This window comes from Algoriphagus resistens (assembly GCF_001442615.1).
Classification (GTDB): domain Bacteria; phylum Bacteroidota; class Bacteroidia; order Cytophagales; family Cyclobacteriaceae; genus Algoriphagus; species Algoriphagus resistens.
The window spans coordinates 64,959-84,737 of record NZ_LMXN01000014.1 but is presented as its reverse complement, the minus strand read 5'-3'; the positions used below and the strand labels follow the sequence as shown (position 1 = coordinate 84,737).

17 protein-coding genes are annotated in these 19,779 nt (G+C 42.0%); 7 read left to right on the top strand and 10 right to left on the bottom strand.

Annotation, left to right across the window (positions count from 1 at the left end):
• Positions 1-56: 56 nt before the first annotated feature.
• Entirely contained in the window at positions 57-938 is an 882-nt protein-coding gene (locus AS141_RS20855; RefSeq protein WP_057939643.1) for an SMP-30/gluconolactonase/LRE family protein, read from the top strand.
• Positions 939-1,254: 316 nt separating this feature from the next.
• The gene (locus AS141_RS20850) at positions 1,255-2,253 is read left to right on the top strand and encodes an acyl-ACP desaturase (RefSeq protein ID WP_057939642.1); all 999 of its coding nucleotides are present in this window, start codon (positions 1,255-1,257) and stop codon (positions 2,251-2,253) included.
• A 248-nt stretch (positions 2,254-2,501) separates the two neighbouring features.
• Here the strand turns inward: AS141_RS20850 and AS141_RS20845 are convergent, their stop codons facing one another.
• The 4 genes from AS141_RS20845 to AS141_RS20830 form a co-directional block, all read right to left on the bottom strand.
• Positions 2,502-3,275, bottom strand: coding sequence for a Rossmann-like and DUF2520 domain-containing protein (locus AS141_RS20845; RefSeq protein WP_057939641.1), 774 nt, complete (start codon positions 3,273-3,275; stop codon positions 2,502-2,504).
• A gap of 82 nt (positions 3,276-3,357) precedes the next feature.
• Positions 3,358-4,755 (bottom strand): dihydrolipoyl dehydrogenase, encoded by a 1,398-nt coding sequence (lpdA, locus tag AS141_RS20840; RefSeq protein WP_057939640.1) that lies wholly within the window; start codon positions 4,753-4,755, stop codon positions 3,358-3,360.
• 147 nt (positions 4,756-4,902) lie between these two features.
• Positions 4,903-6,438: a 2-oxoglutarate dehydrogenase complex dihydrolipoyllysine-residue succinyltransferase gene (gene odhB, locus AS141_RS20835; RefSeq protein ID WP_057939639.1), complete on the bottom strand. Its 1,536-nt coding sequence runs from the start codon at positions 6,436-6,438 to the stop codon at positions 4,903-4,905.
• A gap of 88 nt (positions 6,439-6,526) precedes the next feature.
• Positions 6,527-9,319, bottom strand: a complete 2,793-nt coding sequence (locus AS141_RS20830) for a 2-oxoglutarate dehydrogenase E1 component (RefSeq protein ID WP_057939638.1) — start codon at positions 9,317-9,319, stop codon at positions 6,527-6,529.
• A 472-nt stretch (positions 9,320-9,791) separates the two neighbouring features.
• Here AS141_RS20830 and AS141_RS20825 point away from each other — a divergent pair, with 472 nt between their 5' ends.
• Positions 9,792-10,625, top strand: coding sequence for an IS3 family transposase (locus AS141_RS20825; RefSeq protein ID WP_232424973.1), 834 nt, complete (start codon positions 9,792-9,794; stop codon positions 10,623-10,625).
• Between the two features lie 542 nt (positions 10,626-11,167).
• Here the strand turns inward: AS141_RS20825 and AS141_RS20815 are convergent.
• The 3 genes from AS141_RS20815 to bshC are packed head-to-tail and all read right to left on the bottom strand — an operon-like array spanning position 11,168 to position 13,816.
• Positions 11,168-11,665 (bottom strand): hypothetical protein, encoded by a 498-nt coding sequence (locus AS141_RS20815; protein ID WP_057939635.1) that lies wholly within the window; start codon positions 11,663-11,665, stop codon positions 11,168-11,170.
• Between the two features lie 23 nt (positions 11,666-11,688).
• Positions 11,689-12,261: a 5-formyltetrahydrofolate cyclo-ligase gene (locus AS141_RS20810; RefSeq protein ID WP_057939634.1), complete on the bottom strand. Its 573-nt coding sequence runs from the start codon at positions 12,259-12,261 to the stop codon at positions 11,689-11,691.
• Complete coding sequence (gene bshC, locus AS141_RS20805) at positions 12,251-13,816, bottom strand: bacillithiol biosynthesis cysteine-adding enzyme BshC (RefSeq protein ID WP_057939717.1); 1,566 nt, start codon at positions 13,814-13,816, stop codon at positions 12,251-12,253. The genes AS141_RS20810 and bshC overlap by 11 nt, the downstream gene beginning before the upstream one ends.
• 203 nt (positions 13,817-14,019) lie before the next feature.
• Here bshC and AS141_RS20800 point away from each other — a divergent pair, with 203 nt between their 5' ends.
• From AS141_RS20800 to AS141_RS20785, 4 genes are all read left to right on the top strand, one after another.
• Entirely contained in the window at positions 14,020-15,261 is a 1,242-nt protein-coding gene (locus AS141_RS20800; protein WP_057939633.1) for a M16 family metallopeptidase, read from the top strand.
• Positions 15,258-15,740: a 2-C-methyl-D-erythritol 2,4-cyclodiphosphate synthase gene (gene ispF, locus AS141_RS20795; protein ID WP_057939632.1), complete on the top strand. Its 483-nt coding sequence runs from the start codon at positions 15,258-15,260 to the stop codon at positions 15,738-15,740. Before AS141_RS20800 ends, ispF begins: the two co-directional genes overlap by 4 nt.
• Entirely contained in the window at positions 15,737-16,420 is a 684-nt protein-coding gene (gene mnmD, locus AS141_RS20790; RefSeq protein ID WP_057939631.1) for a tRNA (5-methylaminomethyl-2-thiouridine)(34)-methyltransferase MnmD, read from the top strand. The genes ispF and mnmD overlap by 4 nt, the downstream gene beginning before the upstream one ends.
• A gap of 179 nt (positions 16,421-16,599) precedes the next feature.
• The gene (locus AS141_RS20785) at positions 16,600-17,073 is read left to right on the top strand and encodes a hypothetical protein (protein ID WP_057939630.1); all 474 of its coding nucleotides are present in this window, start codon (positions 16,600-16,602) and stop codon (positions 17,071-17,073) included.
• A 63-nt stretch (positions 17,074-17,136) separates the two neighbouring features.
• Here the strand turns inward: AS141_RS20785 and AS141_RS20780 are convergent, their stop codons facing one another.
• From AS141_RS20780 to AS141_RS20770, 3 genes are all read right to left on the bottom strand, one after another.
• Positions 17,137-17,634: a hypothetical protein gene (locus AS141_RS20780; protein WP_057939629.1), complete on the bottom strand. Its 498-nt coding sequence runs from the start codon at positions 17,632-17,634 to the stop codon at positions 17,137-17,139.
• A 78-nt stretch (positions 17,635-17,712) separates the two neighbouring features.
• Entirely contained in the window at positions 17,713-18,381 is a 669-nt protein-coding gene (locus AS141_RS20775) for a phosphatidylserine decarboxylase family protein (protein WP_057939628.1), read from the bottom strand.
• Positions 18,382-18,453: 72 nt separating this feature from the next.
• Positions 18,454-19,731 carry a Glu/Leu/Phe/Val family dehydrogenase gene (locus tag AS141_RS20770; protein WP_057939627.1) on the bottom strand — a complete coding sequence of 426 codons (1,278 nt, stop codon included), beginning with the start codon at positions 19,729-19,731 and terminating at the stop codon, positions 18,454-18,456.
• Positions 19,732-19,779 lie beyond the last annotated feature (48 nt).

Sequence of the window (19,779 nt, the reverse complement as noted above, 5' to 3'; positions counted from 1 at the left end):
AATCATTGAAATAAGACTTACTCAATCAACTTTTGACAATTTAAACAAACAGAACCATGAACAACCAATCAAAATTATTTCTGCTAGGTATCTCAGCCACCTTGCTTTTTTCTCAATGTAACCCACAGAAAGCTGAAGAAACCACTGAAGTGGTAGCAGTAGAAGAAGCAAAAACCCCAACACTGACTAAAATATGGGAAACTGACACTACACTAATGACCAATGAATCTGTGCTATATGACGGCACTTCAGGAAAAATATATGTATCTAATATTGAAGGGGATCCCAGAGGGAAAGACGGCAAAGGATCAATTTCTATAATCGACAAGGAGGGAAATATCGTCACCCAAGAATGGGTAACCGGCCTGAATGCTCCTAAAGGGATGGGGATCGCCAATGGCAACCTGTATGTCACGGATATTGACCAGCTCATTGAAATAAATTTGGAATCAGGTAAAATCAGCAAAAAATATCCTGTGGAAGGAGCTGGGTTTTTGAATGATCTAGCCACCAAAGACAGCAAGGTTTATTTCACAGATATGAATACAGGTAAAATACATTTGCTCGAAGAAGGAAAAATATCTACTGTGACAGAAGGCCACGAATCAATCAACGGGGTCGCCATCGCAGACAACGGAACCCTTTACGGACTGGACAAGTCAGGTTTGAAGATGCTTAATACTGATGGAACTTCTGATATTCTGAATAAAACTGTCACAGGCGGCGACGGACTGATCATCTTGGGCGATGGAAACTATGTGGCCTCTAGATGGGCTGGAGAAATCTACTTTGTAACAGAGGAGGGTGAAAGCTTGCTTTTAGACACCAAAGACGTAGAATCAAATACCGCGGATATCGGATTCATTCCCGGCGAAAACATACTTTTGGTTCCTACTTTTTTCAAGAATAAAGTAGTCGCCTACAAGCTTGACTATTGATCTTGGTTTGCGATCGTAAAATATTGAGAGCCTCCAATTGGGGGCTTTTTTAAAATATATTGAACCTAGTGCCCATATTAGGCCTTATACTAGTAAAGCAACTTACTTAGGAATCTATATAGTCATCCATTCCGTTGAAATAGTACATTGCTCTTTCAGGAAAAAGAGCTAGTTTCTTAATCGAAACTTAGACTAATTTAGAATCCTTGATGATTGATAGTCTAATTCTATCACTTATTCTCTCATTTGTAAGTAAATTTGCCCTAAATCAAAATCAACCCGAGACCGATTAAAGTCGGAAATAAATTTATCAAAGATGAAATCAGCTGAAATAGATTACGAACTAGAAAAGAATATTGAGGTCATTTCTCAATTGGATAATCTTGTTGGAGAGGCTGTAGATAATATCTTAGTGGATCCAGATAAGTGTTGGCAACCTTCAGATTTCCTGCCCGATTTTGGAAATCCCGATATTCATGATGAAATTAAATTCCTTCAAAAAAGATCGGAAGGAATTCCAGATACTGTTTTGACATCTCTGGTAGGAAATATGATTACCGAAGAAGCCCTTCCTAGTTATCAAACCTATTTCAATTTACTTCCTGGCATCAATCCTGAGAGAAGCCTACTATCTGAGTCAGGCTGGGTAAGATGGTCAAAATCCTGGACTGCCGAAGAAAATCGCCACGGGGATCTTTTGAATAAATACCTCTACATGACAGGAAGAGTGGATATGAAAGCTGTAGAACAAACAATCCACAGACTGCTGATGAATGGATTCGATCCCAATTCCGGCAATGACCCGTATCAGGCAATCGTCTATACTTCTTTTCAGGAAAGAGCCACTAAAGTCTCTCACGTAAATACCGGGAAACTTGCAGATATCGCAGGAGATCCAGTGTTAGGAAGAATATGTAAACAAATCGCCGGAGACGAAGCAAGACATGAGAAAGCTTATAAAAGCTTTATGTCAGCCATATTTGACATTGACCCAAATGGAGCTATCCTTGCTTTTGAGAAACTTATGAGAAAGCAAATTGTAATGCCTGCAGTATTGATGGGGAAAGGTGGGTCTAACCCTTCCTTATTCACCCAATTTTCTGAAGTCACCCAGAAAGTAGGTATTTATACGGGTTGGGATTACGCAAGAATCATTGAACACTTGGTAAGCCTTTGGAAGATTGAAAGCTTGACAGGACTGAATGACGTTGCCTCCAAGGCACAAGATTATCTGGTGAAACTATCCGATAGATATATGAGATTAGCCGATAGGATGAAAGCTCCTGAGGAAGTAAAATTAGCATGGCTTAAATAAGCCTAACTATCATCTCAAATCCTTTCCAAAATGGAAAGGATTTTTTGATTGTACTCAGCATGTTTATCTAAATAACTGCTCCTTAATTGGCAATGTTCAAAATCTAAGAGACCGTAGAACTGCTTTGATCAAAAAAAACACCCCACATAGTAATTGTCATACAGACACGCTTAATTCACTGCAACGATTTAATGGATCTGATAATCGGAGCAGCAAGTAAAGAGCCGGTGGCTTTCTCCCAATGTTGTTCAGCTGTCAATAATATCCTGGGAAATCAACCGGTAGATTTCAGCAATTCCTTCATTATAACTTAAAAATCGATGATGGTCTTCCAGGGTCTCATAGTCCTCGCGTATGGCCGGGCCTGTCTGGGCTGCTTTTGCGCCCAACTGCAGACTTTTGGAAATGGTCTCTATTATCAGTGGTTTGAGCATATCAAAATCCAATCCCTGCCTCCGCATCACTTCTTCAGCGATTCTAATCATGTGATTGGAGAAATTGCTCGCAAATACTGCTGCAATATGCATAGCCTTACGGTCTTTTGATCTTACAGTATAGATCAGCGGGGACAAACTTTTAGCCAGCTTTTTTAGTTTTTGCAAGGTCTCTTCATCGTCAGATTCCAACAAAAAAGGAACTTCATCAAATTCAATTTTCCTCCCTTTAGTGAAAGATTGTAATGGATAAAAAATACCAGTGTAGGTTGCAGAGCTATAATTCAACATATCCAATCCAACGGTTCCTGAAGTATGCACCAAAATGCTTTCCTCCGGCAGAATAATTTCATCGGCAAGGTCTAAAATTGCAGAATCTTTGACTGCCATTATAAAAATCTCTGCTTCACTGGCTGAGAAATCCAAGTCATCTTTAGGCTCACCCGCATATACCCTATCCGTGATTTGCTCGGCACTTTTGATAGTTCGGGCGTAAACTTCCGTAATCACATGTCCGGCATCTTCTAAAGCTGGAGCCAGATGCCACGCGACATTTCCAGCACCCAGAATGGCAATTTTAAACTTCATAATGGAAGTAAACTATTTTTCCCGAAAAAGAAAAAACCATTCGAATCTCTCCGAATGGTCTCTAGTACAATCATATTATTACTTAAATATGTAGTGCTCTATTATCTGTGGCTGCAAGGCACGCCTCTTTGAAGGCCTCCGTATAAGTCGGATGTGCATGGGACATTCTGGAAATATCCTCGGCTGACGCTCTATATTCCATTGCTACCACTGCTTCGGCTATCATATCGGCAGTTCTTGGGCCAATCATATGCACGCCTAGGATCTCATCCGTCCCCGCATCAGCTAATACTTTCACCAATCCATCAGTATCCATGGATGCTCTCGCACGGCCAGATGCCATGAAAGGGAATTTTCCTGTTTTATACTTAATCCCTTTCTCCTTCAATTGCTCTTCAGTAAAACCAACAGCTGCCACCTCTGGCCAGGTATAAACTACCCCGGGAATCAGGTTGTAATTGATATGAGGCTTTTGGCCCAAAATAGTTTCAGCCACAAATATCCCTTCTTCCTCCGCTTTGTGGGCTAGCATCGCGCCTTTTATCACGTCTCCTATTGCATAGATATTCGGCACATTAGTCTGCAAATGATCATTGACTTCGACCTGACCTCTTTCGGTGATCTTTACACCGGCAGCCTCAGCATTCAAGCCCACTGTATAAGGTTTTCTACCGATAGAAACCAATACATAGTCCCCTTTTACTTCGATAGTTTCTCCTTTAGGATCCTCAGCTTTGACAGTTACTTCTTTGCCTTTGCTCTCTACAGCAGTCACTTTATGCTTTAGGTAAAATTCGAAGCCAATTTTCTTCAAAGACTTCTGAAGTTCTTTGCCCATGGTACGATCCATCGTAGGTATCAATGAATCCATAAATTCAATCACAGAAACCTTCGCTCCCATTCTTGCATAGACAGAGCCCAATTCCAAACCTATTACACCACCGCCGATTACGACCAGATGCTTAGGGATTTCTTTTAGGTTCAACGCTTCCGTAGAGGTAATCACCCGGTCTTTGTCCAGTTTGATAAATGGCAAAGAAGAAGGCTTGGACCCAGTAGCAATAATGATGTTTTTAGCCTGAATATCTGAAGATGACCCATCGTCTTTGGTCACTTTCACAGTGGTTTTATCCACAAAAGAACCAATTCCTTGATGAACGTCAATTTTATTCTTCTTCATCAGGTATTGAATACCATCTGTATTTTGTTTTACCACGTCATCCTTTCTGGTGATCATCTGCTTCAGATCTACTTTCAGGTTGCTCAGGTTTATTCCATGGGTTTTGAATGTATGAGCTGCATTGTGGTAATGCTCAGATGAATCCAAAAGTGCTTTGGATGGAATACAACCCACATTAAGACAAGTCCCTCCTAGCGTAGGATATTTTTCAACAATGGCGGTTTTCAACCCAAGCTGTGCGCAGCGAATCGCCGCCACATATCCACCTGGACCGGAACCAATTACTATAACGTCATACATGTTTTTAGATTTTAGTAGTGAGAAGCAAGCATCAAGACTTACCCTTACTTAGAATTGAAATACTATACTATCAAGAAAGGGAGCATCTGCAATGAGCATTTGAAAATGCCCCTTTCTTGATACTTTGTACTAATGACTAGATACTTTTCAAACTCCAAAAAGAAGTCTAGTAGGATCTTCAAGCAATTCTTTTACCCTTACCAAGAAGCTAACTGACTCACGACCGTCGATGATTCGGTGATCGTAAGAAAGTGCCACATACATCATCGGAAGAATGACCACTTCGCCATTCACAGCCATAGGGCGCTGCACAATGTTGTGCATTCCCAGAATGGCAGATTGAGGAGCATTGATGATCGGTGTTGACATCATTGAACCGAAGATCCCGCCATTTGTCAAAGTGAATGTTCCACCGGTCATTTCCTCAATAGAAAGTTTGTTATCCCTGGCCTTGCCGGCAAGTCTTACGACCTCTTTTTCTATCTGGTCAAAGCTCATGGCTTCAGCATTTCTGATTACAGGAACGACTAGTCCTTTTGGTGCAGAAACAGCGATTGAAATATCACAGAAATCGTTGAAAACAATCTCGTTTCCGTCAATCTTAGCATTTACAGATGGCCATTCCTGAAGTGCCACACACACAGCTTTGGTAAAGAAGGACATAAATCCAAGTCCTACACCATGCTTTTCTTTGAATTGCTCTTTGAATTTGGATCTCAAATCCATTATTGGTTTCATGTTCACTTCATTGAATGTAGTGAGCATTGCTGTTTCATTTTTCACCGACACCAATCTTCTGGCTACAGTTTTTCTCAGGGAAGACATTTTCTCTCTGCGCTCGTTTCTGGAACCTGACACAGGAGCAGGGGCAGCAGTCTCAGCGGATTTGTTTTCTGCTTTTGCAGGAGCAGCTGGCTTTTGAGCTGACTGCGCATCTTCCTTGGTAATTCTACCGTCTTTGCCTGTTCCTTTTACAGACTCGGCAGACATGCCTTTTTCAGCCAAAATCTTAGATGCGGCAGGAGAAGCATGTCCCGTCGCGTAATTTGTATTTCCAGACCCAACAGCTGACCCTGGGGAAGAAGATTCTTCCGAAGAACCTGATGCAGCCGGCTCACCCTCTGTCACTTCGATCTTACATATCATTCCGCCAATCTCAAGCACGTCACCTTCTTGCGCTACATGACGAAGAATCCCTGACGCCTCAGCAGGCAATTCAAATGTCGCCTTATCTGAATCGACTTCAGCAATAATCTCATCCAACTTCACATAATCTCCATCTGCTTTAAGCCAGTTCGCCAAAGTAACTTCGGTAATGGATTCCCCTACAGTAGGTACAATCATTTCCTTCACTTCTCCCGTGGATTGGGAAGCTGAAGGTTTTGACTCATCTTTCGACTTGGCAGACGCTTCAACAGATTGTGAAGGTTCTGATTTACCGGGAGTCCCTGCCTCGTCTATTTCGCAGATCACAGCACCAATTTCCAACACGTCACCTTCTTGGGCTTTAATTCTAAGTATGCCTGCAGCTTCTGCCGGCAACTCAAATGTGGCTTTATCGGATTCCAATTCACATAGAACTTCGTCCATCTGAACCTCATCTCCGTCTTTTTTAAACCATTGGCCGATTGTCACCTCTGTGATGGATTCTCCTACAGCCGGAACTTTAATTTCTTTGCTCATACGTTTTTCTTTTTTTCTCTTTTGTAGTCAAAAAGAGAGGAACAAAATGATAAGATTATTTTGGATGTCTTTCTAAAAAGAGCTGTAATTATTTCAATTTAAGCGCTTGAGCAACAATATTCTTTTGCTCTTCCACGTGGACTTTGTTATAACCTGTTGCAGGAGATGCACTGGCTTTTCTAGCAATTACTTCCATAGGTAATTCCTTGTAAAGCAGTCTTAGAATGTAATTCCAATAACCCATGTTTGAAGGCTCTTCCTGAACCCAAACTACTTCTGCTTCCGGATAACCGGCCAGCACTTCCATCATTTTCTTTTTAGGAAGTGGATGCAACTGTTCTATTCTCACGATGGCTACGTCCTTCACTTTCTCTTTTTCTCTTGCTTCATCCAGATCATAGAAGATTTTGCCCGAGCAAAGTACCACTCGCTTTACCTCTTTTGCATTCACAGTGGTATCAGGAAGCACTTCCCTGAAGGAACCTGCGGTAAACTCTGAAAGTGGAGAAACTACTTTTGGATGTCTCAAAAGAGACTTAGGTGACATCACGATACATGGCTTTCTGAATTCCCAAGCCAACTGTCGTCTAAGCAAATGAAAGAAATTAGAAGGTTCAGTCACGTTTGCAACTACGGTATTATACTCTGCCGCCAGTTGAAGAAACCTCTCCGGACGAGCGTTGGAGTGCTCTGGACCTTGACCTTCGTAGCCATGAGGAAGGAGCATCACCAATCCGTTCATTTTCTGCCACTTAGATTCTCCAGAAGTAATAAATTGGTCAATCATCGTCTGCGCACCGTTGGCGAAATCACCAAATTGCGCTTCCCAGATAGTTAAAGCATTTGGATTTGCCATGGCATATCCATATTCAAAACCCAACACGGCATACTCTGAAAGAAGCGAGTTGTAAATGTAAAACTCACCTTTTCTATCCTTCATTTCCTTCAGCGAATTGTAAGCTTTATTGGTATTGGCATCATGAAGTACCGCATGACGATGAGAAAAAGTTCCTCTTTGTACATCCTGACCTGTCAAGCGAACTGTTTTTCCCTCCAGCGTCAAAGAACCATAAGCAAGCAATTCCGCAGCAGCCCAGTTTAATGTCTTGGATTGAAAGAACATTTCTTTACGCTGCTTCAACTGTGCCTCAATCTGTTTAAGCGGTTTGAACCCCTGCGGGACCACGGTCAGTGCTTCAGCAACTTTTTCAATCAACTCGGGGCTAATTCCAGTTTCCGGAGACTGGTCGAAATCCTCAGGTTTTGATCTTCTCAGGCTGCTCCAAACCTCTTCAAAACGGGTAGCCTGGTACGGAAGCGGCTTTTCTTTCACCAAGTTCAGACGATCCTGGAGCAATTGTCTAAATTCCTCATCCATTTGTGAAGCCAATTTGGCCTCCACATCCCCACGCTCCGTCAATCGCTTCACATAGATTTCTCTTGGATTCGGATGCTTGGAGATAATATTGTAAAGTTCTGGCTGGGTGAATTTAGGCTCATCAGACTCATTATGGCCATGGCGTCTGTAGCAGACCATATCCACAAAAATATCACGGCTGAACTTTTGTCTAAATTCGGCAGCTAACTTGGCCGCGAATACAACAGCCTCGGCGTTATCACCATTTACATGGATTACCGGCGCATCTATGATTTTAGCTACGTCAGTACAGTAAATGGAAGAGCGGGCATCATCAAAATCAGTTGTAAAACCAACCTGATTATTAATGACAAAGTGGATTGTTCCTCCTGTATTATAGCCTTTCAATCCTTCCATCTGAGTCACCTCGTATACAATACCCTGCCCAGCAACGGCAGCATCGCCATGAATCAAAATTGGAAGAGCTTTTTTGAAATCACCTTTGTATTCAGAATCGATTTTAGCACGAAGAAAGCCCTCTACTACAGGATCCACCGCTTCCAAATGAGAAGGGTTTGGAGCCAGTTTTAAATGAACTTTGTTTTCGCTGTGTGTCACGATATCGCTGGAATAGCCCATGTGGTATTTCACATCTCCATCCCCCATAGTCAAATCAGGCTTTGCAGTACCTTCAAATTCAGAGAAAATCTGCTCATATGTTTTCCCCATGATATTTGCAAGCACGTTCAGACGGCCTCTGTGGGCCATTCCTATCATTACCTCCCTTACCCCAAGCTGGGAGGATGTGTTGATCACAGCATCCAAAAAGGGGATAGTACTTTCTCCCCCCTCAAGGGAAAAACGCTTTTGCCCAAGGTATTTGGTGTGCAAAAAGTTTTCAAATACCACTGCCTGGTTTAGTTTAGACAGTATTCTCTTTTTCTCTTCGTGGGTGGGATTAAAAGCCAAAGCTTCTTTTTCAACTTTGGTTTTAAACCAGTCCAACATCTCCGGATCCCGGATATATAAATATTCGAATCCCACTGATCCTTCGTAAATGGACTTCAGCGAATCTAAAATCTTTGACAGCTTTGCATAGCCGATTCCAATCTCATTTCCAGCTTGGAATTCTATATTCATGTCTTCTTGCCCCAAACCAAAATCCTGAGGATCTATCAATGCTTTTCGATCACGACGTTCTCTTACCGGATTGGTCTTGGATCTAAGGTGGGCTCTGGAGCGATATGCATGAATCAAGGCCCTTACCTTGATTTCTTTTGGCAACTGCTCCATATCCATAATGGTACCGGGAGTAGCTAATGCCCCGTTTTTCGCAGGAGCGGCACCCTTCCCATTTGAAGAAGAAGTATTTTTTTCGTCACCATAATTGGTTAGTGCAAAGTCAAAGCCATCAAAAAACTCCTTCCAGCTTGGGTCAATTGATTCTGGGTCACTCTTGTAAGAAGAGTAAAGCTCATCTATGTAGGACACGTGAGCATTAGCGATATAAGAAAACTTATCCATAATTGATTCTTAATAATGAACCAAAGCTAAGGTCTTAAATCTATAATAAAAAACTGCTTATTTGCCTTTCCAAATATACAAATATTATCAGACCATAAACTACTTTAAAAATAAATTGGAAATGCAATAAATTAACCAAAACAGAGTTACGGGAACTGATACAGAGCTGTAAACCTATGTAAGGATTTTCTTGCGGAAAGTATCAACTTTTTTCTGGGCGATACAACATGAACTCCGTGAAGATTTGCCCGGTATAGGGGTACGGAAACTCCTTAAAATGCTCTATTACAAATTAGAGGAGCATAAAATCAAAGTGGGAAGGGACAAGTTGTTCAATGCTTATTTGCCTTTCCAAATATACAAATATTATCAGACCATAAACTACTTTAAAAATAAATTGGAAATGCAATAAATTAACCAAAACAGAGTTACGGGAACTGATACAGAGCTGTAAACCTATGTAAGGATTTTCTTGCGGAAAGTATCAACTTTTTTCTGGGCGATACAACATGAACTCCGTGAAGATTTGCCCGGTATAGGGGTACGGAAACTCCTTAAAATGCTCTATTACAAATTAGAGGAGCATAAAATCAAAATGGGAAGGGACAAGTTGTTCAGCCTGTTGGGTTTTCATGGATTGCTGGTGAAAAGAAGAATAAGATCAGTTAGGACTACCCAATCAGCGCATTGGTTAAAAAAATACCCTAACCTGATCAAGCAGCTGGTAGTAGAATGTCCCAACCGGTTATGGGTAAGCGATATCACCTATATACGTACAGCAGAAGGGTTCAGCTATTTAAGCCTGCTCACAGATGCGTATTCCAGAAAGCTGGTAGGGCATTGCCTGCACGATAGCCTGGAGGCGGCAGGCTGTATGGAGACCCTGGAAATGGCCCTGGATTCCCTGCCGGACAAGAGGAGGCCCGCTGACCTGATCCATCACTCAGATAGGGGCGTGCAGTATTGTTCGGAAAAATATGTTGGGTTATTAGCGGAAGCAGGCATTGCCATAAGCATGACCCAATCAGGAAACCCTTATGATAATGCGCTGGCAGAAAGGGTAAACGGGACAATTAAGAATGAGTTTTTTCCTAACAAACTCTACCTCAATCACCGGGAAGCCAAGAAAGCTATCGACAAAATTGTAATGGCTTATAATCAGAAACGGCCGCATCTTAGCATCGACTACCTGACCCCAGACCAGGCTCACCTCATGGAAGGGAAACTGAGTAAAAGGTGGAAAGTTTATAAGAAGTACGCCAAGCCATCTGTTCTGGAACCTGTTTCAGGTTGGGAGGATCAGTGAAAACCAAAGTGCAATGTTGGGGTGTAAAATAATTTCAGGACGAACAATAAAACCTGTCAAGAACATTCAGGACTATTGACTAAATTGTGTCAACTTTTTTCAGGACGAGACATATTCTTATTTACCGAAAGTGGTGCATTGTTATTTACCGATCACACCTTTTCGCATCGCAAGTGAAAAAATGAGGTTAAATTGTATTTTTTATACCAAAAATTGCATTTAGTGAACAATTGACATTCCCCGGTCTTTAGCAGCTGAAGTAAAGCTGAGACTGCAATGATAATTCAGTCAAAATTGACTGCTAGGATCCCATTCGACATCCCAAAATGCCGCTTTAAACATAAACTTGGTGTTCCTCAATGGATGTCAGTACCTCTATTATCGAAAACGAAAGATCAAGGATTGGAGACCGATGCATTCTTTGGGACAGTAAAAAGTAAATTCAATTGTAGCTTTACCTCAATGCTGCTACAAAAAATGTAAGTATTTAACAAGACGGCCGGGACCCGTTGCCGACTCCCAGTCCACCTCCCAATTCATTCCTATAATGCATACCTTAGCGTAAAGGCAGCTTCATCTTCCCAAAACTTCGTAAAATCGGTAAAATTGTAAGCGGGTTTCCAGTAAAGCCCCACATAAAAACTGCTTCGGTTGATGTTGTATTCTAACCCAACAATCGCGTCAATCCCATATGCACTGTAATCTTGATTTATTTTGTCAACCCATGGAGGCTCTCCCTTCCCGTCCTTCCACATTCCATAGTGAGCTCCGCCACCAAAATACCATTCTAACCCCCTGAATCCCCTGATATCCAGGTGATGCTCATACAAAGCTGCCGCAACCCAGCCCTTCCATCTTCTATAGACCAGAAGATCAACAGCTCCAGGTTCTGAAATAAATTGTTTTACGGTTCCTCCTATGTTTGTTCCGGCTGTCACCCCAACCATCGTATTATAGTCTCTCATTTGGGCGTTTGATTCTATGGCAGATAAAAACACAAAGGAAAGAGCAGTAAAAGCCACTAAAAGAGAAAATCGCATGAAAGGATCAATTTAATTACTGATCAAAAAGTAATCATATTTTCTGGTGTAATGCAATAGTCGAGTGAGATATCATGTGATTCCGATGGAATACTTAGTTCTGGAGGAAAGAAACTCAATCCTATTTTCAATACCTCAGGATCCAAGGTATTCAAAAAAACATCATAATATCCTTTTCCAAAACCTATTCTATGTCCGCTCTTGTCGAAAGCCAACAAGGGCACAAATACGACTTGAATAGGTTCATTTGAAGCCAACTCAAAATCTTTTGGAACAGGAATCCCCCATTTGTCCAATTGAAAACCAGTTTTTGGCTTTAAAAACAATGTTTTCATTTGAAGCGTGTCTGGCTCCACCAGAGATGTGTAGATAAAATCCCCTTTAGCTTCTAAAAAATCTTTGATTGGATAAGTATTGATTTCCCGTTGTTTGGGAATAGGGAAAAATAGGTGAAAATGAACAAGCTCATTTCTCTGGCTTAAAAAAGATTTCACCCGGTTAGCTATCTGAAGGGACTTTTCCTCAAGCTCTTCATCCGAAAGGGCTGCTCGCAACTCCTTATAAAAAATTCTTAATTGATGTTTGTCAAAATTCATTTTCCAATACCATCATTCTGAAATCAAGAGGATCAAAACAATCCAGAAGCTCTGAGATCAAACCAGGATTCTCCAAATAAAACTGCATCATATTTACAACCCGTTCCTGAGGACTCCCCCCAGGCTTCACCTGATCTTCGATACAACACGCTCGCGCTATCTGGGTGTGCAATCGGCGTTCTTCAGCTTTGCGAAGCTTCCGGGCCATCTGGTCAATAATCTTCAATGATCGAACTTTCCCCGCTTCAAAAGCATTTTCTAAGCTTTTCTCCAAATGTGCCGCTTCCTTTCCCTTCGCATCAAAAAGTGTGGAAATTATTTCTTTTTGCTTAGTCAATTCAATATCAATGGATGCCTCAGTCTTCACAAAAGTCTTTTTCCAGTGATCAATATCAACAAAAAGATCTTCCACGCTCCAATTCAACTGCTGCATTTTCCGCTGAACTTGCGGACTGATAAGCAAGGCAAAATTACGTGGCAACAGCACCGGGAAGGGAATTTCAAAATGGTCAAAGACACCTTTCAACTGTAGCCAATATACAACCTCGGCCGGACCTCCTAAGTATGCGAGATTTGGCAAAATCACTTCCTGATACAGCGGGCGCAACACTACATTTGGGCTGAACTTCTCCGGATGGGCCTCCACCATTTTTTCCATTTCCTCATCGGTGAACCTCAAGTCAGTATTTACAATACCAAAGCCTGAATCCATTTTCTCTATTCGTTCCCGGACACCTTGATCCAAATAAAAAAAATTGATCTCCCGGGGAAATATTTGGCTACTGTATCCCAATTTCCCCAGCGCCTCTGTGGTCTCAGCTGCTTTTTCATAAGGCGTATGGGTGAACAGGTCTGAAAGAATGACATCTTTAAATTCCCTTTTTAACGTAGGGTCATCGCCATCTACTACCACCAACCCCTCCTCTTCAAATAGAGAATTGACATACTTGCGAACAGCCTCAGACAAGGTTTTTGACGAAGAATATGCCTCTGTAAAAACATCAGGGGCAAAGGAAACAGATTTTAGAAATTCCTTAAAACTGCCGTCCAGCCTAAAATTCCCTACCGCACCTGTCTGTTCTGAATTCCATTGATATTTTTTCCCGTCAAGTCTGAAGTAATTGATCTCATCGAAATCATGATCTTCTGTAGCCATCCAGTATACAGGCACAATTTTGAACTCCGGATATGTTTTAGCGAGCTTCTTGGCAAGGTTGATCGTTGAGACAATTTTATAAATAAAGTAAAGCGGACCGGTAAATAAGTTGAGTTGATGTCCGGTGGTTACTGTAAATGTACGCTCAGAAGCCAGTGCATCAATATTGGCCGACACAGCGCGGCTTACCTCCAGATTGGCATATTGATGCTGAAGTGCCTTTACCAGAACATGGCGATGATCCTCTGAGAAAACTTTATTTTCAATGGCTTGTTTGAAGTTTTCCAACTTAGGGGAATAAGAATAAAATGCCCTCAGCTCCTCTTTCCCTCCTATGTAATCTAAAAAAAATTGTGAAAACTGTCCGGTTTGGTGGAGTTCAACGCAATGTTTTTTCATGGGGGAATTTAGCTGAAGGTTATATTGGAGCACTAACTTTGACTAGCCTGCTAAAGTTCGCTTTTTTTTCCAAAAATTCAGGAATGCTTACATCAAAGGGCCGACTTGTGGTTAAACTGATGAGTAAGTAGGAAGGTTTACTTAAAATTCTTTCTTCAGATTAGCCAAAACTGCCAATTATCTTAGCTTTGCAAGCTACAATTATGCTACCCTACCGAAGATTTTTCCTAGATAACGGACTTGAAGTAATCGTCCATGAGGATCAAGGCAGCAAAATCGCTGTTTTCAACCTGCTTTATAAAGTCGGATCCCGAAATGAAAAACCCGGCAAGACCGGACTTGCCCATTTTTTCGAACATCTGATGTTTGGAAGTTCGGCCAATGTACCTGTCTTTGACCGCGAACTGGAGCGTGTCGGTGGTGCCTGCAATGCTTTTACCAGCCCTGACATTACCAATTATTACATTACCATTCCAGCAGCAAATCTGGAAACTGCATTTTGGCTGGAATCCGACCGAATGCTGCAATTGACGCTTAGTGAAAAAACCATCGAGACTCAACGAAAAGTGGTAATGGAGGAATATAAGCAGCGGTACCTGAACCAACCTTATGGTGACGTATTCCATCATTTACGGGACCTCGCCTTCGACACACATCCTTATCGATGGCCAACTATTGGCCAGAATCTGAATGACATTGTCAACTATACCCAAGAGGATGTGTGGGACTTTTATCAGGCTAATTACCGACCAGACAATGCTGTGCTAGTGGTTGCCGGTGCGGTGACACAGGCAGAAATAGAAAGATTGGCGAAGAAATGGTTTGAACCGATCCCAAATCTCTCCAAACCAACTCACCGGATTCCAGCCGAGCCTGCCCAGCACATCAAAAAAATTAAGACTGTAGAAGCTCCCGTACCTACGGATGCATTGTATAAAGCTTACAAAATGCCCGCAAAACTCGCTAAGGGTTATTTGGAGGCAGATCTGATTACCGATATCATTGGATTTGGCAAGTCTTCTCTGCTAGAGCAAACTTTGGTAAAAAACGGGAAGCTATTTGCTTCAGTGGGAGCATATATTTTAGGTTCAGTGGATCCGGGGCTTTTGATTTTCTCTGGAAAAATGGAAGCTGGTGTAGCTGCTCAGGAAGCTGAAAAAGCATTGGATGAAGTCGTTTCAAAGTTCCTGTCGTCCGAAATTTCTGACTATACTCTTCAGAAAGTGAAAAATCAGGGAGAGGCAATGAAAACTTATGAATCTATACAAGTGCTCAATCGGGCTATGAATCTGGCAAATTATGCACACCTTGGAAACCCCGATCTTTATTACGAGGAATTCAAAAATAAATCAAAAATAAAAGGAGATGAAATCATGACCTGGGCAAATCGCCTGATCCGGGAAGAAAACTCTTCAGTATTGTACTATAAATCTGTACCTGCATGAACAAATTCAGAATAGGTTTCGGCTACGATGTCCACCAACTTAAAGAAGGATACGACTTCTGGCTAGGCGGGATCAAATTAGAACATGAAAAAGGTGCTGTCGGCCATTCCGATGCAGATGTTTTGATCCATGTCATTTGCGATGCACTACTCGGTGCTGCCAATCTGCGCGATATAGGATATCATTTTTCTGACCAAGACCCAAAATTCAAGGGGATAGACAGTAAAATTCTACTTGCGGAGGTAATGGTTCTCCTGCGCGAAGCAGGATATGAAGTAGGCAATTTGGACACAACCATTTGTCTGCAATTACCAAAAGTCAATCCACATATCCCCACAATGAAAAAATGCCTGGCGGAGGTGATGAATGTGTCAGAAAATGACATTTCTATCAAAGCTACAACCACCGAGAAGCTGGGGTTTGTAGGAAGAGAGGAAGGCGTATCGGCCTATTGCTCGGCTTTAATATATTCGATATGAGTGGAAATCTGAAAATCATCACCACTGAGGACGGTTCCCATTCTTTATACAATGAAGAGTTGAAAGAAACCTACCACAGTTTTCATGGGGCTTTCAAAGAATCAATCCATGTATTTATGCTCTACGGGCTGGACTCCTGGATTATAAATAACCCCAACAAAAAGCCCCTTAGGATTTTTGAAGTTGGATTCGGAACAGGCCTCAATGCATGGCTTACTTTAGTTTGGGCAGAGCAAAATCAAATTCCTGTACTTTATCATAGCATTGAGCCGTTTCCGCTGACAGAAGATATTTATTCCCAGTTGAACTACGGAGATATGGATGATGCTATTTTCCATTACAAACCATATTTGCAACGCTTGCACAAAGCTGATTGGGGCAAAGGCATCATTATGTCGGAATATTTCAATATGAAGAAGGAAAAAACCAGCCTCCAGGATGTGGTTCTTTATCCTACCGATGTCGTCTTCTATGATGCTTTTGCGCCGAGCAAACAGCCTGAAATGTGGAAAAAGGAAGTACTTAATAAAGTTTGCTCATCATTGAATCCTGGTGGAATTTTCACAACCTACTGTGCCACAGGCCAACTCAAAAGAGATCTGAAGGAATTAGGTTTAGAAGTAGAAACTTTGCCCGGGCCTCCAGGCAAGAAAGAAATGACAAGGGGCTGGAAAAAATAAGCAGTCAGCCCTAAAATCAATTTCACAAGCCTGTTCATAAATTTTAAGGTGGAAATTCCTTACAGCCTTGGCATTTTTGTTGTAAGTGTATCAATCATCGTATTCCTTTATTGGAAGCAATTAATTCGTAAACTCTCCAGAATGACAGAGGTGTTCAGTAATTTATCCAGACCACAAAAATGACTTTAGGAATAATTCTATTGCTTTTAAAGCTTGTGACACCACAATTCACAGAAGCGGGGCAAGCAAAACTGGAAAAAATGGTTCAGGATCGCGATGTGCTCACCCAGCAGTGGAAAGAATCAGAGAGCAAAAAATCAGGAATCTTTGGCAATCGCACCAAAAAGGACATGATCGAAACGAACGAATGGCTGGAACGGATCATCCAAAAGGACAATCTCATCATGGATGAGCTGAGAATGATCGGCGATATAGAAACCACTTCTGCCACTCAGACTGGAGAAGATTACAAAACAATCGTCTTTAAGCAAGAAAAAGATATACAAGCGCTTAAAAGAGCTGTAGCAGACCGTGATAAACAGCTCAAAGAAAAATTATCCGAAAGACGGACATTCGAATGGCTTAGTCTGACCCTGTTTTTTGTGAGTTTAGGACTTGGAATAATCGTTTATAAAAAGGTATTCAAGGCCTAGTTCTTACTACGTAAAACAGGCTGAGCCGTTCTGGTTCTGCCTGCCCAACGAAAAGTAAAAATTCTAATCAGCGCGGGTATACTCTTTTACTTCAAAAGGATCTTCACAGGGCAAGATGTCTTCAGGACAAATTTCTTGAAAAATCATTTTGGTATTATTCGCCTCAAAAACAAGGGAAGCGGTAGGCATCCGGACATAATCTATTATCCCAGCATTCAATTCTTCCTTGGGAACATAAAAATTCTCCTCACGATGGTCTATCCAGCTGGCCAGGTCCGGGGAATAGCTGAAAGTCTCTCCATCCCATGTATAACTATCATCGTAATAAAAGCGATAGCCTAAATCCGGACCAGCTTCAACTTCTCTGACGGTGGTTCTAAATTGGTATTCGTTATCAGATTTAAATTCCAGTGTATTCACCACCCAATAACCCACTGAATCTACGTAAAAGCGCTCTTCCCATATACCTGACAACTGTTTTGGAAGTTCATCTTCATCCTTGTCACAGGCGATAAAACTGATGGAAACCAAGAGGAGAGAAATTAAAGAAAGTAGTTTCATGGTTAATAAGTGATTTGGTCTACAAATCCTAAGACGGCGATAGACTTCAATTTGCTACATTTTAATCCATAATAAATCCTATGCCTTCAGTTTCAGTCTCGCAATAGGAGTTCTTCCCCCTTTGGTCTTTTCCTCAAGTCCCACAAGTACTTCCGCATCTAAAGGAAGAAATACATCTACCCGGGAACCGAATTTGATAAATCCGAATTCTCCTCCTTGTTCCAATTTAGACCCCGGTTTCACATACCATTTTATTCTTCTGGCCAATGCTCCGGCTATTTGCCTTACGAGCAGTTTGGTGCCATTCTTATGTGTTACTACCATGGTAGTACGTTCATTCTCCGTGCTTGACTTAGGATGCCAGGCAACCAGGTATTTACCCGGGTGATACTGAAAAAACTCCACTAGGCCTTTGATGGGAGATCTGGTAATATGCACATTGATAGGAGACATGAAAATCGACACTTGTCTTCGGTTTTCCTTCAGATATTCTCCTTCGAAAGTCTCCTCGATCACCACTACTTTCCCATCTACGGGCGCGTATACCAATCTTTCATCCGACGGAAGTTTGATTATCGGACTTCTGAAAAACTGAAGAATTATCAGATACAACACTGTACTTCCTAAAACTGCAACATTGGAAAGCACCCTGGCATCCGGTAGGAAATAGATAATCAAGTAATTCCCGGCTACCAAAATAATCAGCAGCCAAAATAACAAAACCCGTCCTTCTCTGTGTATGGTCATAAGCTTCAAAACTAAAAAGCGTGGATTTTACTCCACGCCTCAAAGATAAAATATTCTTTCGATAGAATAGGGTTAGAACCCACCTCTGTACGTATATGTCTTCGCTACTTTATCGATTGCCACGATATAAGCTGCAATTCTCATCGGAACATCGTATTTCTGAGATGCCTGATAAACCATTTCAAACGAGTCTTTCATGATTCGATCAGATCGGCGGTTGACGCGGTCAGCTGTCCACTTGTATCCCAATCTGTTTTGAACCCACTCAAAATAAGAAACGGTTACGCCACCGGCATTCGCCAGAATATCCGGCACTGCCATGATCCCTTTTTCGTTGATAATGGCATCAGCTTTTGCCGAAGTCGGGCCGTTAGCCCCTTCCACGATAAGCTTAGCCTTGATGTCATTCACATTATGGATAGTAATCACATCCTCTACCGCGGCAGGCACCAGAACATCTACCTCTAATGTCAGCAGATCAGCGGCATTTTCCATTCTGTCACCACCGCTGAAACCACCCAGATGTCCACCATTGCCATCTCTGAATTCAATCGCTTTCACAATATCAATTCCTTTCTCACTATAGAAAGCACCAGTATGATCGGAGATTGCTACGATCTTCAATCCTCTTTCTTCCAAAAGTTTTGCTGCCCAAGAGCCTACATTTCCAAATCCCTGTACTGCACAGGTTGCCTGAAAAGGATTGATTTTGAGCTTTTGCATAGCTGCCAAAGCAGAGACCATTACACCTCGACCGGTAGCTTCTGTTCTTCCCAAAGATCCGCCAAGTACCAATGGTTTCCCCGTTACAACCGAGCTTACAGTCATTCCTTTTGCTTTGGAGTACTCATCCATCAGCCAGGCCATCTCTCTTGGCCCCGTTCCCATGTCGGGAGCAGGAATATCCTTGTCTGGACCAAAGACATCGATCATTGCCATAGTATAAGCTCTGACCAAACGCTCGATTTCACCCTTGGACATTTCTCTAGGATTACATCTCACGCCTCCCTTACCACCGCCATAAGGAATATCCACTACAGCGCATTTCCAGGTCATCCAAGCGGCCAGCGCCCGTACCTCATCGATGTGTACATCGGGAGCAAATCTAATCCCGCCTTTCGCGGGGCCAAGAATATTGGAGTGGATTACCCGTATGCCTTCGAAGACCTGGATTTTACCATTATCCATTGTGATAGGAAGGGATACGATTACTTGCTTGGCAGGATTTTTCAGAACATTGTACACCTCGTCTGAGAGGCCGAGCTTTTCAGCTGCAATGTTGAATCTTTCCATCATTGACTCCAAAGGATTCTCTTTATCCTTGATCGGAGCCGGTTCAATGTAAGCCATATTCGGGTTTGATTTAGTTATTCAAATGCGATGCAATATTAAGCAGAT

What these genes read in the sequence shown, in the direction of transcription:
- odhB (WP_057939639.1), bottom strand. Translation starts at nt 6,438, where the DNA reads ATGAGCAAAGAAATTAAAGTTCCGGCTGTAGGAGAATCCATCACAGAG.
- AS141_RS20855 (WP_057939643.1), top strand. Translation starts at nt 57, where the DNA reads ATGAACAACCAATCAAAATTATTTCTGCTAGGTATCTCAGCCACCTTG.
- ispF (WP_057939632.1), top strand. Translation starts at nt 15,258, where the DNA reads ATGAACAAATTCAGAATAGGTTTCGGCTACGATGTCCACCAACTTAAA.
- AS141_RS20770 (WP_057939627.1), bottom strand. Translation starts at nt 19,731, where the DNA reads ATGGCTTACATTGAACCGGCTCCGATCAAGGATAAAGAGAATCCTTTG.
- AS141_RS20780 (WP_057939629.1), bottom strand. Translation starts at nt 17,634, where the DNA reads ATGAAACTACTTTCTTTAATTTCTCTCCTCTTGGTTTCCATCAGTTTT.
- AS141_RS20815 (WP_057939635.1), bottom strand. Translation starts at nt 11,665, where the DNA reads ATGCGATTTTCTCTTTTAGTGGCTTTTACTGCTCTTTCCTTTGTGTTT.
- AS141_RS20785 (WP_057939630.1), top strand. Translation starts at nt 16,600, where the DNA reads ATGACTTTAGGAATAATTCTATTGCTTTTAAAGCTTGTGACACCACAA.
- AS141_RS20775 (WP_057939628.1), bottom strand. Translation starts at nt 18,381, where the DNA reads ATGACCATACACAGAGAAGGACGGGTTTTGTTATTTTGGCTGCTGATT.
- bshC (WP_057939717.1), bottom strand. Translation starts at nt 13,816, where the DNA reads ATGAAAAAACATTGCGTTGAACTCCACCAAACCGGACAGTTTTCACAA.
- lpdA (WP_057939640.1), bottom strand. Translation starts at nt 4,755, where the DNA reads ATGTATGACGTTATAGTAATTGGTTCCGGTCCAGGTGGATATGTGGCG.
- AS141_RS20845 (WP_057939641.1), bottom strand. Translation starts at nt 3,275, where the DNA reads ATGAAGTTTAAAATTGCCATTCTGGGTGCTGGAAATGTCGCGTGGCAT.
- mnmD (WP_057939631.1), top strand. Translation starts at nt 15,737, where the DNA reads ATGAGTGGAAATCTGAAAATCATCACCACTGAGGACGGTTCCCATTCT.
- AS141_RS20830 (WP_057939638.1), bottom strand. Translation starts at nt 9,319, where the DNA reads ATGGATAAGTTTTCTTATATCGCTAATGCTCACGTGTCCTACATAGAT.
- AS141_RS20810 (WP_057939634.1), bottom strand. Translation starts at nt 12,261, where the DNA reads ATGAATTTTGACAAACATCAATTAAGAATTTTTTATAAGGAGTTGCGA.
- AS141_RS20850 (WP_057939642.1), top strand. Translation starts at nt 1,255, where the DNA reads ATGAAATCAGCTGAAATAGATTACGAACTAGAAAAGAATATTGAGGTC.
- AS141_RS20800 (WP_057939633.1), top strand. Translation starts at nt 14,020, where the DNA reads ATGCTACCCTACCGAAGATTTTTCCTAGATAACGGACTTGAAGTAATC.